The organism is [Brevibacterium] flavum, from assembly GCF_019317305.1.
Taxonomy (GTDB): Bacteria; Actinomycetota; Actinomycetes; order Mycobacteriales; family Mycobacteriaceae; genus Corynebacterium; species Corynebacterium glutamicum.
Genome location: NZ_CP079240.1, coordinates 3,251,176 through 3,266,148, shown reverse-complemented (window position 1 = coordinate 3,266,148; position 14,973 = coordinate 3,251,176). Strand labels below are relative to the sequence as shown.

At 53.2% G+C, this 14,973-nt stretch carries 13 protein-coding genes; 7 read left to right on the top strand and 6 right to left on the bottom strand.

Going from position 1 to position 14,973, the window contains the following annotated elements:
* Positions 1-42: 42 nt before the first annotated feature.
* Entirely contained in the window at positions 43-636 is a 594-nt protein-coding gene (locus tag KW808_RS15765; RefSeq protein WP_034983383.1) for a VanZ family protein, read from the top strand.
* Positions 637-693: 57 nt separating this feature from the next.
* Positions 694-2,178 (top strand): gluconokinase, encoded by a 1,485-nt coding sequence (locus KW808_RS15760; RefSeq protein ID WP_004567917.1) that lies wholly within the window; start codon positions 694-696, stop codon positions 2,176-2,178.
* Positions 2,179-2,422: 244 nt separating this feature from the next.
* Here KW808_RS15760 and KW808_RS15755 read toward each other — a convergent pair whose 3' ends face one another.
* From KW808_RS15755 to KW808_RS15745, 3 genes are all read right to left on the bottom strand, one after another.
* Positions 2,423-3,601 (bottom strand): NAD(P)-dependent malic enzyme, encoded by a 1,179-nt coding sequence (locus KW808_RS15755; protein ID WP_004567915.1) that lies wholly within the window; start codon positions 3,599-3,601, stop codon positions 2,423-2,425.
* Positions 3,602-3,864: 263 nt separating this feature from the next.
* Entirely contained in the window at positions 3,865-5,043 is a 1,179-nt protein-coding gene (locus KW808_RS15750) for an MFS transporter (RefSeq protein WP_004567913.1), read from the bottom strand.
* Between the two features lie 302 nt (positions 5,044-5,345).
* Positions 5,346-6,269: an ABC transporter substrate-binding protein gene (locus KW808_RS15745; RefSeq protein WP_034983381.1), complete on the bottom strand. Its 924-nt coding sequence runs from the start codon at positions 6,267-6,269 to the stop codon at positions 5,346-5,348.
* A 169-nt stretch (positions 6,270-6,438) separates the two neighbouring features.
* On the opposite strand from KW808_RS15745, the gene KW808_RS15740 reads away from it, so the two are divergent.
* Both KW808_RS15740 and KW808_RS15735 read left to right on the top strand, forming a co-directional pair.
* Positions 6,439-7,440 carry a zinc-binding alcohol dehydrogenase family protein gene (locus KW808_RS15740; protein WP_004567909.1) on the top strand — a complete coding sequence of 334 codons (1,002 nt, stop codon included), beginning with the start codon at positions 6,439-6,441 and terminating at the stop codon, positions 7,438-7,440.
* Between the two features lie 14 nt (positions 7,441-7,454).
* Positions 7,455-7,931, top strand: a complete 477-nt coding sequence (locus KW808_RS15735; protein ID WP_003855120.1) for a methylated-DNA--[protein]-cysteine S-methyltransferase — start codon at positions 7,455-7,457, stop codon at positions 7,929-7,931.
* Positions 7,932-7,937: 6 nt separating this feature from the next.
* Here the strand turns inward: KW808_RS15735 and KW808_RS15730 are convergent, their stop codons facing one another.
* Both KW808_RS15730 and KW808_RS15725 read right to left on the bottom strand, forming a co-directional pair.
* Positions 7,938-9,089, bottom strand: coding sequence for an RtcB family protein (locus KW808_RS15730; RefSeq protein WP_003861222.1), 1,152 nt, complete (start codon positions 9,087-9,089; stop codon positions 7,938-7,940).
* 236 nt (positions 9,090-9,325) lie between these two features.
* Complete coding sequence (locus KW808_RS15725) at positions 9,326-10,135, bottom strand: Fpg/Nei family DNA glycosylase (protein WP_003861221.1); 810 nt, start codon at positions 10,133-10,135, stop codon at positions 9,326-9,328.
* A gap of 151 nt (positions 10,136-10,286) precedes the next feature.
* On the opposite strand from KW808_RS15725, the gene dps reads away from it, so the two are divergent.
* The 3 genes from dps (at position 10,287) to KW808_RS15710 (ending at position 13,542) form a co-directional block, all read left to right on the top strand.
* Complete coding sequence (gene dps, locus KW808_RS15720; protein ID WP_003861220.1) at positions 10,287-10,784, top strand: DNA starvation/stationary phase protection protein Dps; 498 nt, start codon at positions 10,287-10,289, stop codon at positions 10,782-10,784.
* A 650-nt stretch (positions 10,785-11,434) separates the two neighbouring features.
* Positions 11,435-12,922, top strand: coding sequence for a DUF1846 domain-containing protein (locus tag KW808_RS15715; protein WP_003861216.1), 1,488 nt, complete (start codon positions 11,435-11,437; stop codon positions 12,920-12,922).
* 74 nt (positions 12,923-12,996) lie between these two features.
* On the top strand, positions 12,997-13,542 hold the full coding sequence (locus KW808_RS15710) for a hypothetical protein (RefSeq protein ID WP_034983380.1): 546 nt from the start codon (positions 12,997-12,999) through the stop codon (positions 13,540-13,542).
* A gap of 63 nt (positions 13,543-13,605) precedes the next feature.
* On the opposite strand, the gene KW808_RS15705 is transcribed toward KW808_RS15710, so the two are convergent.
* Complete coding sequence (locus KW808_RS15705; RefSeq protein ID WP_499652341.1) at positions 13,606-14,697, bottom strand: inositol-3-phosphate synthase; 1,092 nt, start codon at positions 14,695-14,697, stop codon at positions 13,606-13,608.
* Positions 14,698-14,973 lie beyond the last annotated feature (276 nt).

Below are 14,973 nucleotides of genomic sequence, written 5' to 3'. Positions count from 1 at the left end.
CGCGGGCGAAAAATCCATGTTGTCCTTATATGATCAGGACTCATGAGAACCCCTTCTACTTCGATGATTGCCCTCGCGCTGATTGCTTACAGCGCGGTCATGGTTTCGTTGACCATGTTGAAATCATTCTTCGTCATTGGATTGTTGTGGGTGCCGGAAGCCCATAGGAATCGCTCGATTTCTTTGGTGCCGTTTAATGATTTCATCGAATCCAGTTCGTGGTTTTCTCCGCTATTTGGTTACGGAGGGAACTTCGCTTTCTTTGTCCCCTTCGGAGTGCTGTTCTACGTCCTGTTAAAAACATCTGGGTCGTGGCATAAGAATTCAGTCATTCACACGATGCGGGTGGGCGCGTTATTTAGCCTGGCTATTGAGATATCTCAGTACGTTTTCATGCTGGGATACAGCGACATCGATGACCTTATTTTCAATACCCTTGGTGCCGGCGCGGGAGCATTAATTGCCAAGATCTTTGGGGAGAGATTTTTTAAGGTGTGGGTTTGGCTCGCACTGATTCTGGCAGTAGTTTTTGCAGTCTTGGTGGCACTGGGGCCAAGGCTTGGCGATCCTGACAAGGTAGTTGATTTGGGACAAGCGCAGCGATTGAGCGTCACTCCCATGAATGTTTTCGTGTGATCAGGCTATATCCTTGAGGGACAATTCTTTATTAGTCAGACCTTTAAAGGAAACCTTATGGGATCTATTCCAACAATGTCCATCCCTTTCGATGACTCACGTGGACCTTATGTCCTTGCGATGGATATTGGCTCCACTGCATCACGAGGTGGACTTTATGATGCTTCCGGCTGCCCAATCAAAGGCACCAAGCAGCGCGAATCCCATGAATTCACCACCGGTGAGGGCGTTTCCACCATTGATGCTGACCAGGTGGTTTCAGAGATCACCTCAGTTATTAATGGCATTTTGAACGCGGCTGATCATCACAACATCAAAGATCAGATCGCCGCTGTCGCGCTAGATTCTTTTGCATCCTCATCAATCTTGGTCGATGGTGAAGGCAATGCGCTCACCTCGTGCATTACCTACGCGGATTCTCGTTCTGCACAGTATGTGGAGCAGCTGCGCGCGGAAATCGATGAGGAGGCCTACCACGGCCGCACCGGCGTCCGCCTGCACACCTCCTACCACCCATCGCGTCTGCTGTGGCTGAAAACTGAGTTCGAGGAAGAATTCAACAAAGCCAAGTACGTGATGACCATCGGTGAGTACGTCTACTTCAAACTTGCAGGCATCACCGGAATGGCTACTTCGATTGCCGCGTGGAGTGGCATTTTGGACGCCCATACCGGCGAACTTGATCTGACTATCTTGGAGCACATCGGTGTTGATCCGGCTCTGTTCGGTGAGATCAGAAACCCTGATGAACCAGCCACCGATGCCAAAGTTGTCGACAAAAAGTGGAAGCACCTGGAAGAAATCCCTTGGTTCCATGCCATTCCAGACGGCTGGCCTTCCAACATTGGCCCAGGCGCGGTGGATTCTAAAACCGTCGCAGTCGCCGCCGCTACATCCGGCGCCATGCGCGTGATCCTTCCGAGCGTTCCCGAACAGATCCCATCTGGCCTGTGGTGTTACCGCGTTTCCCGCGACCAGTGCATCGTTGGTGGCGCACTCAACGACGTCGGACGTGCCGTCACCTGGCTGGAGCGCACCATCATCAAGCCTGAAAACCTCGATGAAGTTTTGATCCGAGAACCCCTTGAAGGCACCCCAGCTGTCCTGCCGTTCTTCTCCGGGGAACGCTCCATCGGCTGGGCAGCCTCAGCGCAGGCCACGATCACCAACATTCAGGAGCAAACCGGCCCTGAACACTTGTGGCGCGGCGTTTTCGAAGCCCTCGCACTCTCCTACCAGCGCGTTTGGGAACACATGGAGAAAGCCGGCGCAGCCCCTGAACGGGTCATCGCATCAGGACGAGTCTCCACCGACCACCCAGAATTCCTCGCGATGCTTTCCGACGCCCTCGACACCCCAGTCATCCCTCTGGAAATGAAGCGCGCCACCCTTCGCGGCACCGCACTTATCGTCCTTGAGCAGCTCGAACCAGGCGGCACGCGCGCGACGCCACCATTCGGCACCACGCATCAGCCGCGCTTTGCGCACCATTACTCCAAGGCAAGAGAGCTTTTCGACGCCCTCTACCTCAAGTTGGTCTAGCTTTTCGCAGTGGAACACGCATGCGAATATCTACCACAAGACGCAGAAATTCTGTGATTCGTGGTGGATTTTTGCGAATTGGATAAAGTGCAAAAATTTGTTTGATTTAAAGGTCTGGTCTCGGGGTTGTGGTGAGTTCTTGATCAGCGAATTTGAAGGCCCACAGAAGCAATTCTGTGGGCCTCAAGTTTGCTCTTAAAATATTGGCGCCTCGACGGGGAGGGAGGCGTCGATAAGCAAATTCTTAAGCGTTTTGCGCTTCGGCGACGGCCTGGACAGCTGCCTTGACTGCTGGGGCGACGCGGGGATCCAAGGCGGTAGGCACGATGCGGCCGACCTCGAGGTCCTCAGCTGCGATGTCGGCGATTGCCTCTGCAGCGGCGAGCTTCATCTCGGGGGTGATCTTCTTGGCCTTGGCTGCGAGAGCGCCGGCGAAAATTCCTGGGAACGCGAGCACGTTGTTGATCTGGTTAGGCAGGTCAGAGCGGCCGGTCGCGACGATGGCGCCGTACTTCTGAGACAGCTCAGGATCGATCTCTGGGGTTGGGTTCGCCAGGGTGAACAGGATTGGCTGTGGTGCCATGAGCTTGAGGGCGTCCTCGCCGATGTTGCCGCCGGACACGCCAATGAACAGGTCCGCGCCGGTGAAAGCCTCATTGATGCCACCGCTGATGCCACGAGGGTTGGTCTTCTCTGCAAGAGCAGCCTTAACTGGGGAAAGATCCTCACGGCTGTCGTCGATGATGCCTCGGGAATCGAGAACCACGATGTCGGTTGCGCCAGCGTTGGTCAGCATATCTACGGCAGCAACGCCCGCTGCGCCTGCGCCGGAAATAACAATCTTGAGGTCTTCGATCTTGCGATCCAGCAGCTTCAGGGAGTTGCGCAGCGCAGCGAGGATAACCACAGCGGTTCCGTGCTGGTCATCGTGCATAACTGGGATATCAAGACGCTCAATGAGGCGACGCTCCACCTCAAAGCAACGAGGTGCAGAGATGTCCTCCAGGTTGATAGCACCGAAAGAAGGCGCGATGGCTGCGATGGTCTCAACCAAAGCGTCAACATCGTGAACATCCAAAACGATAGGGATAGCCTTCAGGCCAGCGAAAGAGCTAAACAGCTGAGCCTTGCCCTCCATGACGGGAAGGGAGGCCTGAGGTCCGATATCGCCAAGACCCAGAACAGCGGTGCCGTCGGAAATAACCGCGACGGTGTTTCCAATGCCCGTGTGGGTGCGTGCAACCTCTGGATCTTCCTTGATTGCTTCACAAACCTGAGCAACACCTGGGGTGTAAGCAAGGGAAAGATCGCGCATGTCGCGGAGCGGACGAGTGGAACTAATGGAGAGCTTTCCGCCCTCGTGTGCCTCGAAGATTTCCTCATGGGTGAGGTTTTGGGTGGAACGCTGCAGGTCGATGGTCATATCATTTAGCCTTGTTAATCGGTGTTTTTGCGGGAAGCTCTGTTAAGGGTAGAACCTCATTTAGGGTTCTGGAACAAAAACACTAGCTAAATCTGTAGCTCAACAAAAAATTCGCAATGTGAACATTTGCAAAACATCCCTGACCTTTATTGCTAAGTTTGTGCAGGGGTGTTTTGTGATGAATTTAATTGTTTGCTAAGTGTGACTTTTGGGTGGTTTTGGGGTTGATTCAGTGGTTGATTCAGTGGGCTGAATTTGGGCTGCTACTTCAGTAGCGGGCGGGACCACAGCGCCAAGACCAACGTGGAAGCCAATGACAGTCCAGCCATGATCCACAAAGTGCCAGCAACCCAATCGGCATCCACAGCCATCGCGCCAAGTGCCGCGCCAGACGCGATACCCACTTGGTAAGTGACCACATAAATGGAGGATGCAGTATCTGGGTGGTCGCGACCCGCATGGAGGAAGATGGTGGTTCCCAGGGTTGGGAGAGCGCCGTATGCTCCACCAAACACGGTGACTGCAAGGAAGATAGCTACTACGGCTAGTGTGCCCTCTAATCCGAATGCGATCTGTCCAAGAATTGCAGCAATGACAAACAAAGTGGTGGTGTGAACACTTCCACGCAGCATGCGTTGATCCACAGTTCGGGTTGCCACTGTCACGCCAATGAGTCCGAGTGCACCGAAGGCGAACAAGCCAATGGACACGAAGCTGTCCCCTGCTGTTTCAGCGATGATGAGGCCAAGGTAGGTGTAGGCAGCAAAAACACCGGTGACGGCAAGGAGAAGGAAAATGGCCAGGGAAATGAGACCCCATGGAAGGGATTTCTTTTCTTTGGACTCTGATTCCGTGTCTGGAAGTGGTGGCAGTGATGGAACGGTTGGAATGAGTACAGCCACGGCCGCAATGGTCAGCGCACCAAGAATCCAGGTGGCAGGACGCCATCCGATGAGTTCACCGATCCATGTTGCCAGCGGAGAACCAACGACCAGCGCCATGGTTGATCCAATCGACACAACGCCTACTGCACGACCAGTGTGACCTGGGGACATACGCGCTGCCATTGGCCCAACAAGTGCCCAAAACACCCCGTGAGTCAATGCTGCGATAGTGCGGCCGATGGCTAGCATTCCATAATTAACGGTCAGTGCCTGAACAACAATGCCCGTGGCCAAAAATGCCAGAGTAATCAGGAAAACTGTGCGCTTGTTAAATCGAGAAACCCACAACATGGCAGGGATCGTCACCACGGCAACGACAGTCGCATACACAGTCATCAACAGGCCGATGCTGGATTCTGACACTCCAAGATCGCTGGCCATCGGCTTGATGAGGCCAACTGCAAACATCTCGAACGTGACATAAACAAATGCCGCGAAACTCATGGCGGTCAAAGGGACGACAGGAAACCGTGCTTCGGGCGCGGTGGTGGTGCTCATGGCTGCGAAGCCTTTCTTGAATCGGGCTGTTTAATGGGGTCTGTCGACTTCTCGAGTGAATCTGTTCGGGTGAACTTGCTCTACTGAACTTGCTCAGATGAACGTGTGGGGAGGACTTGCCGGGCGTCTATAAAACGCAGCTTTTTGGGCAGCTTAAGGCAAGTTCTAGATCGTTAAAGTTAGTCTCGAAAAACAGTAGCCCGCTGTGGAGAATTCAGCCAGATTAAAAAGGTGGATATCCAGCTAAGTTATCAATCTAACTCAGCTGGTAGCCAGTGTGCCTGCGCCACATTCTGCTGAACTTACTGGAAGGTTCGGAGTAGTTGCTCGATCACATCGAGCGCGTGCAGCGCGGTTAGCGGCCCACCTTCATGGGTTTGCTTGTCTGAGCGTACGAAATGTCCCTCTGTTATCGCAGGGAGCTGCTGGTAGAGCTGGTTGTCATGAAGTTCTTGCCAGGTTTGTGGGCTGTTGACCAGCATGATTAATCCGTCTGCATCTCCAAAGCCAGTGAGCACTTGCTCTGGGCTGTATTTGGTTGCATCACCGTCGATTGCCGCTTCGAAAGCCTGTGATGGGGTTGCTCCAAGATCGCGGAGCACGACAGAGAGCAGCCGGTTGGGTCGGGTTTCAAAGCTCTCTCCGTTGAAGCTCAGTGGTGCGAAAGTGTTGTTGGCCAGTATGTCTGCATATTGAGTGGACAGTGCTTTGATCCGGGAATCGTAATCTGCAATTAGTTCTTCAGCGCGTTGTTCGGTGCCTGTGGCTTGGGCGACGAGCCGGAGGTCTTCTTGCCATGTGCTGGTGTCTTGTTCACCGATGGGAAGAACTGGTGCGATGGTTTCTAGTTGCTCCTGGATGGGTTCAACATCGCTGAGCCTGGAGATAATGAGGTCGGGGTCTGCCGCTGCAATTGCTTCGAGGCTGATGTCATCTGCGGAGAAAATTTCTTCTGCGCCATTGAGTTTGGCTTGTTCTAGCTGAGTTGCCAGTGGCGATTCGAGTTCAAGTGAGCCTGCTTCCTCAAAGGGGTAGCCCACCACGGGGAGTTCCAGCGCCAAGGCGATGTCTAGGTCACGGCGGCCTTCGAGTATTACTACTGAGTCAATTGTGGAGGGGACGTTGAGGGTGCCGAGGGCAGTTTCCACAGAAGTGTCAGTTGTTTCAGGAGTATCGTTTGCCGTTCCGCACGCACTGAGCAGCATTACGGAGCATAAAAAAGGCATTAGAAGTTTTTGATACACAAAAGCTTAAGGTACCCTACCCTTATTCTTAGATCTATTGTGCAATTAAAAAGCACGTTAGATACGGCAAACATCTGACCGTGTCCAATGCCATAGAAAACACCGGCATGAAACGTACCCAAGGGCTAACATCGGGGGCATGAGCGTGCAAATGGATACCCCTGATCCCACGATGTCTGCTGTTGCAATGTTAGATTCCATCCCTTCTGATCAACCAGATTTTCTAGTTGATGTAGAAGTTGATCAACCAACTCCCGGCCCTCATGATGTGCTGGTCAAAATTGAAGCGGTCTCAATTAACCCTGTTGATACCAAGGTGCGTATGCGTGCCGGGAAACAAAAGCACCCAAAGATCCTTGGGTTTGATGCTGCAGGTGAAGTGGTGACAGTTGGATCTCAGGTCACGCTTTTCAATGCTGGTGACAAGGTGTTTTATGCAGGTTCCAACCAGCGCCCAGGAAGTAATGCGCAGTACCAGGTGGTGGATGAACGGCTGGTAGGGCATGCGCCACAAAGCTTAGAGCCACACGATGCCGCTGCTCTCCCACTGGTTGCGCTCACGGCATGGGAGGCGCTTTTTGATCGTTTGGGCGTAACTCAGTCTTCCACCGGCACGTTGCTGGTGTTGGGTGGTTCAGGTGGTGTGCCTTCCGCTCTTATCCAAATTGCCCGAGCTCTTACTGGTCTGAAAGTGGTGGCAACTGCTTCCCGACCTGAGTCGGCAGAATGGGTGACTAAGCTCGGAGCTCATGAGGTGATTGATCACTCCAAGGATTTGAGTGAGCAGATCTCCGATGTGGATTTTGTGTTCAGCTCGTGGACTACGGGTCGTGAAGTAGAACTAGCCACGTTGATGAAGCCACAGTCCCACCTGGTGCTTATTGATGATCCAGTGGATCCAAACTTGGGTGCTTTCAAACAAAAAGCCATCGCTTTGCACTGGGAGTTCATGTTTACCCGCGCTATGTTCAATACCCCTGACATGGGTGAACAAGGCAAAATTCTGAATAAGATCGCCGACATGGTTGATCGGGGTCAGTTTCAGGCAGTGACAGCAACTGTGCTGGAGGGTCTCAACGCTGCCAACATCATGGAGGGACACCGGCTCGTTGAGCAGGGTAAAACCTCAGGAAAAATCGTTGTGAGGATTTAAAGAGGATTTGAACAATGCATCATCTACGCTATGACTCACCAATCGGAGAGCTACTCCTGGTCGCAAGTGATCAAGGGCTGACCTACGTGGCATTCTCCGATGAAAACTATGCAGCTTGCACCGTCGGATCGACCCCTGGCACCAACGCAGTGTTGGAGCAAGCAGTTTCTGAGCTGAAAGAATACTTCGCTGGTAAACGCAAAGAGTTCAGCACTCCCCTGGATTGGCCGAGCCAAAACTTGCTGAGCTTCCGAGGGAAAGTTCAGGAGTTCTTGCTGTCCATTCCTTATGGGGAGAGCAAAACTTACAAGCAGATCGCCGCTGAACTCAACAATGCTGGTGCGGTTCGCGCAGTGGGCAGCGCGTGCGCGACCAATCCACTGCCAATTTTCGCTCCCTGCCACAGAGTGTTGCGCACTGATGGAGCTTTAGGCGGATACCGAGGTGGCTTGGAAGCGAAACAGTGGTTGTTGAAGCTCGAGCACCCTTAAGGAAAACTAGGTGCCTTTCACGTTGACGATCTGGCGCAATTTATGGCGAATTGTCACCAAATCGGCAGCATCGGCCATCACCTGATCGATGTCTTTGTAAGCGTCGGGAATTTCATCGATCCACTCCTTGCCGGGCCGGTAGACGATGCCCGCCATCCGAGAATCCAGGTCAGCCGTCGAGAAGCGCTTTTTAGCCTGGTTGCGCGACATCCTCCGGCCCGCCCCATGCGGCGCCGACCGCAGTGCCTCGGCGTTGCCCTTGCCACTGACCACGTACGACGCGGTGCCCATCGACCCCGGAATCAACGCCGGCGTGCCTTCGTCCGCCAACACGGCACCCTTACGGGTGAGCCAAATGGTCTCCCCGTAGTGCTCCTCCCGGACCGTGTAGTTGTGGTGGCAGTTGATGCGCTCGACCTCTTCAAGCTGCTTGTCGACGAAAAAACCCAGCTCCCGTGCGAATCTGTCCATCATTTCTTCCCTGTTGAGGAACGCAAAACGCTGCGCCCAATTCAGTTCCTTGATGTAAGACTCAAACTCCTCAGTCCCCTCGGTCAAGTACGCAAGATCCTTATCGGGAAGCTCCTCATTCTTACACTCAGCCTGCGCGATCTTGATGTGCTTCTGGGCAATCTTGTTACCCACACCGCGGGAACCAGAGTGCAAAAACATCCACACCCGATCCAACTCATCAAGACACAACTCAAGGAAGTGATTACCTCCACCAAGCGAACCCAACTGGCGCTTCCACGTCGGAGAGTGCGACAAATCCACACCATCGCTCTCCGCGAGCTCCTCCAACTCCGCGACCTTCACCTTCGCGGTTTCCTTCAAGGTGGTGGAATTGTAATTTCCAGGAGACAACGGAATAACCCGCTCGATGTAATCCCGAAGCGTCACCAAATCACGTCCCTCCAGGTCAGAGGCCGTGTAATTGGTACACACTCCTATCATTCCGCAACCTATATCCACACCCACAGCCGCCGGAATGATCGCACCCTTGGTGCCGAACACCGTTCCCACCGACGAACCCAACCCAAAGTGAGCATCAGGCATCAACGCCACATGCGGGTAAATAAACGGCATGGTGGCAGTAGCTTCGGCTTGCTTCAGGGCTGCGTCTTCCAAATGTGAAGCAAAATTAACAACATGATTCATAGCGATTCCTTAAATTCGGGTACAAATTCGGGTACAAAAAAGCCCTCCCGGCGACTGAGTTTTCAGCTACGCCGGGAGGGCTTAAAAATGTGTTTTTAGAAGTTCAACACGTTTAGAAGGCATGGCGGCGCAGGCTTTTGCAGCAGGTGTAGTTGCTGATAAAAGCGCACGGCCGACTCCTTAACTTCCTCATTTAAACGTGTAGAGCCAATGATGACAGCAAAAAGTGAATCTGTCTAGCGTTGGCAGCCGGGACACCAAAATAAGTTTCGACCCTCCATGACCTGCTCCTTGATGGGAGTTGCGCACAGAAAGCACTCTTGACCGGTTCGCCGATAGGTGTAAACCTCACCGCCGTGATCATCTTTCCGCGGTGGCCTACCCATCGCCTCCGGTGTGTGTTCCGGGCGCACAGTATCAATCCGACCAGCCACAACACCGTCTTTCATCAACCCAACAAGATCCGCCCAAATGGATCGGAACTGTGCCGTGGTGATGTCTTTTCCAATGGTGAACGGTGAAATCCCCAGGCGGAAAAGTGTCTCCGCACGGTAGATATTTCCCACACCTGCGAAAAGCTTCTGATCCATCAACAACGAACCAATGCTTCGCCCTGAGCGCTGCACCTTAATCCGAATTGGTTCCGGATCGGCATCATCGCGAATCGGATCAGCGCCCAATTTTCCAATGGCCTGGGTGCGCTCTGCATCGGTGATCAACCTGCACCATTGGGGTCCGCGCAAATTAGCTGAGATCTCCCCGTCGGAAAGGTGCAGGCGAATCTGCCCGCGGGTTTCTTCCGCAGGTTCAAACTGCAACGTGCCAATCAGACCCAAATGGATATACAAAATGTGCTCAGGGTGATCCGCATCGAACTCGACGAACAGGTGCTTGCCATAAGCCTCCGCAACCGCGATGCGGTGACCGTTGATGATCGCCGCTTCAGAAGCAAAGCGTCCTTGAGGTGAAGTGGCGTCCAAAACGGTTTCGCCAAAATGCTTGGTGAGCTCCCCAGCTAGTCGATGAATCACGTGTCCTTCAGGCATAATCACCAACCTTAGTAGCCGGTGTGCCGATTTGATAAAAAACTAAGTGTGGCCTGCGGGAATCGGCACTTTCAGGATAGGACAACCTAATATAAATAAGCTTAGACTAAGGGTCGGTGACAATTTATCAAGCAGTGCTATAATAGGGGTCATGGCAAACTACACAGTCCCTGGAATCAACGAGAATGACGCAAAGCAGCTTATTGATGGACTGCAGGAGCGTCTCACCGACTACAACGATCTTCACCTCATCTTGAAGCACGTGCACTGGAACGTCACTGGCCCCAACTTCATTGCTGTTCACGAAATGCTCGACCCACAGGTTGACCTTGTTCGTGGCTATGCTGACGAAGTTGCAGAGCGCATTTCCACCCTCGGAGGCGCACCAGTTGGAACCCCAGAAGGCCACGTTGCTGACCGCACCCCACTGCAATATGAGCGCAATGCCGGAAATGTCCAAGCACACCTCACTGACCTCAATCGCGTGTACACCCAAGTGTTGACCGGAGTTCGCGAGTCCATGGCATCAGCCGGCCCAGTGGATCCAGTAACTGAAGACATCTACATCAGCCAGGCTGCGGAGCTGGAGAAATTCCAGTGGTTCATCCGCGCACACATTGTTGATGTAGACGGAAACATCCAAGAGTAAAACGTCGAAAAGCGTTAAGGCGCTGACCCCCACCAGCCCGGGGGTCAGCGGCTTCCTTAGTCCTTAGTGCAAAAATCCACCACAAAATTTTTGATCCTGAAATTTGTGGTGGATTTTTGCACTTTTCGTCGCAGGATCCTGCACGAATCCACCACAGACTCCGGAATTTGCCGTGGGATGTGGTGGATCCTTGCTGTGGAACCTCGCAGGAGGTGCAAGTTGGGGGACTGAGTGTTGGGATTGCTAAAATTCGTCCCCGGTTCGCGGGGAAAGGCCAATTTTGATCGAGAACTTGCGCTAATGCTGCTTGAATATGCAAAACTTCGTTCGATTTTTAAGTTTTCCGCTGATCTGTAACGAGAAGTTGAACAGTCAACCTGCAGTGACCCCGCAGGAATCACAGCAGCCTCAATCGCCTCAAAAGTAACGCTCCTAGAATCGCCTCTAAGGGCCTAACCCACTCAAAACCAATCTAGGGGTCACTGCAACCTCAAAGCCCTTTAAATCGCCACGCCCCGCCCCCTCGCGAAAACCGACTTCCACCAACCTCGGCGATAAGCCTCCTCCCTGGGGCCTTGCCCATTTCATAGGGTGTCCAGGTAATGTTTCAGGGGTTAGATTTCAGCTGAAGCAACTGGGGAGTTGGCGCTATGAGCATCGGATTCGACCGCGACCTTTATATCAAGATGCAGTCGCAGCACATCAATGAGCGCCGCGAGCAGATCGGCGGCAAGCTGTATCTGGAAATGGGCGGCAAGCTTTTCGACGACATGCACGCTTCCCGTGTGCTGCCAGGGTTTACTCCTGACAACAAGATCGCTATGCTCACTGAGCTTAAAGATGAGCTGGAAATCCTCGTCGCAATCAACGCGAAGGATCTGGAGCGCAAGAAAACCCGCGCCGACCTCGACATTTCTTATGAGGAAGATGTTTTACGCCTCATTGATGTGTTCCGTGAGCTGGGCTTTTTGGCGGAGCATGTGGTGCTCACACAGTTGGAGGATGACAACTATCAGGCACTCACGTTCAAGCAGCGCCTAGAGCGCCTTGGCCTGAAGGTTGCTGTTCACCGCGTGATTCCAGGTTACCCAACTGATGCTCGCCGCATTGTTAGCGAGGAAGGTTTCGGCATCAACGAGTATGTGGAAACCACCCGCAATTTGGTTGTTGTGACCGCACCGGGCCCAGGTTCTGGAAAGCTCGCTACCTGCCTGAGCCAGATTTATGGCGATCACCAGCGCGGAATCAAGTCCGGCTACGCAAAGTTTGAAACTTTCCCCATTTGGAACCTGCCTCTTGAGCACCCAGTTAACTTGGCTTATGAGGCTGCCACGGCGGATCTCGATGACATCAACATCATCGATCCTTTCCACCTCGCCGCCTATGACACCAAAGCCACCAGCTACAACCGCGACGTGGAAGTCTTCCCGCTGCTGAAAACCATGCTGGAAATGCTGTCGGGCTCATCGCCGTACAAATCCCCCACCGACATGGGTGTCAACATGGTCGGAAGCGCAATTATCGACGACGCTGCGTGCCAGGAAGCCGCCCGCCAAGAAATTGTTCGGCGTTACTTCAAGGCGCTTGTCGACGAGCGCCGCGAGGAGCAGGACGATACCATTTCAGCGCGCATCGCCATTGTCATGAGCAAGGCCGGTTGCACCGTTGAAGACCGTCGCGTGGTTGCCCGAGCACTTGATGTTGAAGAATCCACCGGCGCGCCGGGTTGTGCCATTGAACTTAACGATGGTCGACTCGTCACCGGCAAGACCTCCGAACTTCTCGGATGCTCCGCAGCGATGGTGCTTAATGCATTGAAGGAACTCGCTGGCATTGATCGCAGCGTGGACCTGCTCTCCCCCGAATCCATCGAGCCAATCCAATCCCTGAAGACTCAGCACCTGGGATCCCGCAACCCTCGCCTGCACACTGATGAAGTGCTTATTGCTTTGTCGGTCTCTGCCGCGAACTCCGAAACTGCCCGCCGGGCTCTGGACGAGCTGAAAAATCTCCGCGGCTGCGATGTCCACACCACCACGATCCTCGGATCAGTTGATGAGGGCATTTTCCGCAACCTCGGAGTTCTAGTTACTTCAGAGCCGAAGTACCAGCGCAAAGCTTTGTACCGGAAGCGTTAAGGCACTGGATTTTGTCGAGCAGTTTCAGGCTGTTTAGCGGGTGAGCTACTACAAATATGTATAAGGTGAAGCTCGTGAAACTGAAGTGGCTTGCACCGATTCTTCCGGTTTTAGCCCTTGCAGGCTGTGGAAACTACGTCAACGTAGAGTCGCAAGGATTATCTGGAATGTCCCATGATGAGGACGGAAATATCAGCTTTCACATGTACATCTGTGGCGATAACGCGGTGGATGAACTTACACTTAGCGGTGGTATTTACGATGGCCCACCTGGGACAAACAACCCAGCCCTTGGGGCGTTGAAAACTTCCAACCCTGAGTCGGGTTATGTTGTAGTCAACATCGCTGATCCTGCCCCTTGGGAAGTTGTTGAGCCAATCAATTTGCCCACGGAACAGGGAAAGTACATTATTGCCAGTCCGAGGTTGGTGGATAAAGGTTGGCCGATTCCTTTCGCAAAAGAAAAGTATATGCCGAGTGTTTCCACATCAGTAGGAATGCTTGAAGGAATAGATCCAGGTCTAGTCATGCGGGATATGTATGCCACGTCGACTGAAGTATTTGGTACTGCCGATGATTTCGTTGAAGCTGGTCAACAGTGGTGCGAGGATCATTTCTAGAATCTGAATCTGGCAAAAGAAATGGGTTAAGGTCTGAATCTAAACCGGACCTTAACCCAAATTTTATGCCTCGATGATGAATGCCTCTAGGCGTTCACGAGTAACATCGTCTGGAAGTTGCTCAGGTGGGGACTTCATCAGGTAGGAGCTTGCTGGCATGATCGGTCCGCCGATACCGCGATCGAGGGCGATCTTGGCGGCGCGAACAGCGTCGATGATGATGCCGGCAGAGTTGGGTGAATCCCACACTTCGAGTTTGTACTCAAGGTTGAGGGGAACTCCACCGAATGCGGTGCCTTCGAGGCGGACATAAGCCCACTTGCGGTCATCGAGCCATTGGACGTGGTCGGATGGTCCGATGTGGACGTTGCGGTCTTCCACCTTTCCAGACAGTGGACCATCTGGAATGTTGGAGGTCACTGCTTGGGTTTTGGAGACCTTCTTGGATTCCAAGCGATTGCGGTCAAGCATGTTTTTGAAGTCCATGTTGCCGCCGACGTTGAGCTGCATGGTGCGATCTACGCGAACGCCACGTTCTTCAAAAAGGCGTGCGAGGACACGGTGGGTGATGGTTGCACCGATCTGGGATTTGATGTCATCGCCAACAATTGGGATGCCAGCGTCAGTGAACTTCTTAGCCCACTCAGGGTCGGAGGCGATGAATACTGGGAGAGCGTTGACAAAGGCGCAGCCTGCATCGATGGCGGCTTGTGCGTAGAATTTGTCGGCTTCTTCGGAGCCCACTGGGAGGTAGGACACCAAAACATCGGCTTTTGCGTCGATAAGCGCCTGGACAACGTCGACTGGCTCGGCGGTGGACTCGTCGATGGTCGCGCGGTAATGATCGCCCAGGCCGTCGAGAGTCGGGCCACGCAGCACGTTGATGCCGGTCTGTGGGACATCGGCGATTTTGATAGTGCAGTTTTGTGAAGCCTCGGTGGCGTCGGCAAGATCGATGCCTACTTTTTCGGCGTCGACGTCGAACGCGGCCACGAATTCAATGTCGCCAACGTGGTAATCACCGAATTTGACGTGCATCAAACCCGGGACAGTTTCGGAAGGATCCGCATTTCGGTAATATTCCACACCCTGAATGAGGGAGGTCGCGCAGTTTCCGACTCCGGCAATGGCAACCCTGATGGTGGACGTGCTCATCTAAAATTTCTCCTCTTAAAAAGATAACGGCCGCGACCGAAAAAGCTTCGCCGCACGCTTATCGACGCTACGTTCCAAAATGTGGGGATTCCCAGCAGAAATCAGACCTGATCGATAAAGCAACTCAATTGATCGATCAAGCATTACCCCCATTCGGGAGTGATGAAATGGGGGATTTCTAGGGGAAAACAAAGTAGGTGGATTCCCTGATGTGCTGTGAATGGTATGTCCGTACCCTGGCATTTTGGATACAGACTTGTTGTAAGAACTTATGAA

Coding starts and splice junctions, on each gene's coding strand:
- KW808_RS15750 (WP_004567913.1), bottom strand. CDS start 5,043: ATGAGCACCACCACCGCGCCCGAAGCACGGTTTCCTGTCGTCCCTTTG.
- KW808_RS15765 (WP_034983383.1), top strand. CDS start 43: ATGAGAACCCCTTCTACTTCGATGATTGCCCTCGCGCTGATTGCTTAC.
- KW808_RS15755 (WP_004567915.1), bottom strand. CDS start 3,601: ATGACCATCGACCTGCAGCGTTCCACCCAAAACCTCACCCATGAGGAA.
- KW808_RS15705 (WP_499652341.1), bottom strand. CDS start 14,697: ATGAGCACGTCCACCATCAGGGTTGCCATTGCCGGAGTCGGAAACTGC.
- KW808_RS15745 (WP_034983381.1), bottom strand. CDS start 6,269: ATGCCTTTTTTATGCTCCGTAATGCTGCTCAGTGCGTGCGGAACGGCA.
- KW808_RS15760 (WP_004567917.1), top strand. CDS start 694: ATGGGATCTATTCCAACAATGTCCATCCCTTTCGATGACTCACGTGGA.
- KW808_RS15725 (WP_003861221.1), bottom strand. CDS start 10,135: ATGCCTGAAGGACACGTGATTCATCGACTAGCTGGGGAGCTCACCAAG.
- KW808_RS15740 (WP_004567909.1), top strand. CDS start 6,439: ATGGATACCCCTGATCCCACGATGTCTGCTGTTGCAATGTTAGATTCC.
- dps (WP_003861220.1), top strand. CDS start 10,287: ATGGCAAACTACACAGTCCCTGGAATCAACGAGAATGACGCAAAGCAG.
- KW808_RS15735 (WP_003855120.1), top strand. CDS start 7,455: ATGCATCATCTACGCTATGACTCACCAATCGGAGAGCTACTCCTGGTC.
- KW808_RS15730 (WP_003861222.1), bottom strand. CDS start 9,089: ATGAATCATGTTGTTAATTTTGCTTCACATTTGGAAGACGCAGCCCTG.
- KW808_RS15715 (WP_003861216.1), top strand. CDS start 11,435: ATGAGCATCGGATTCGACCGCGACCTTTATATCAAGATGCAGTCGCAG.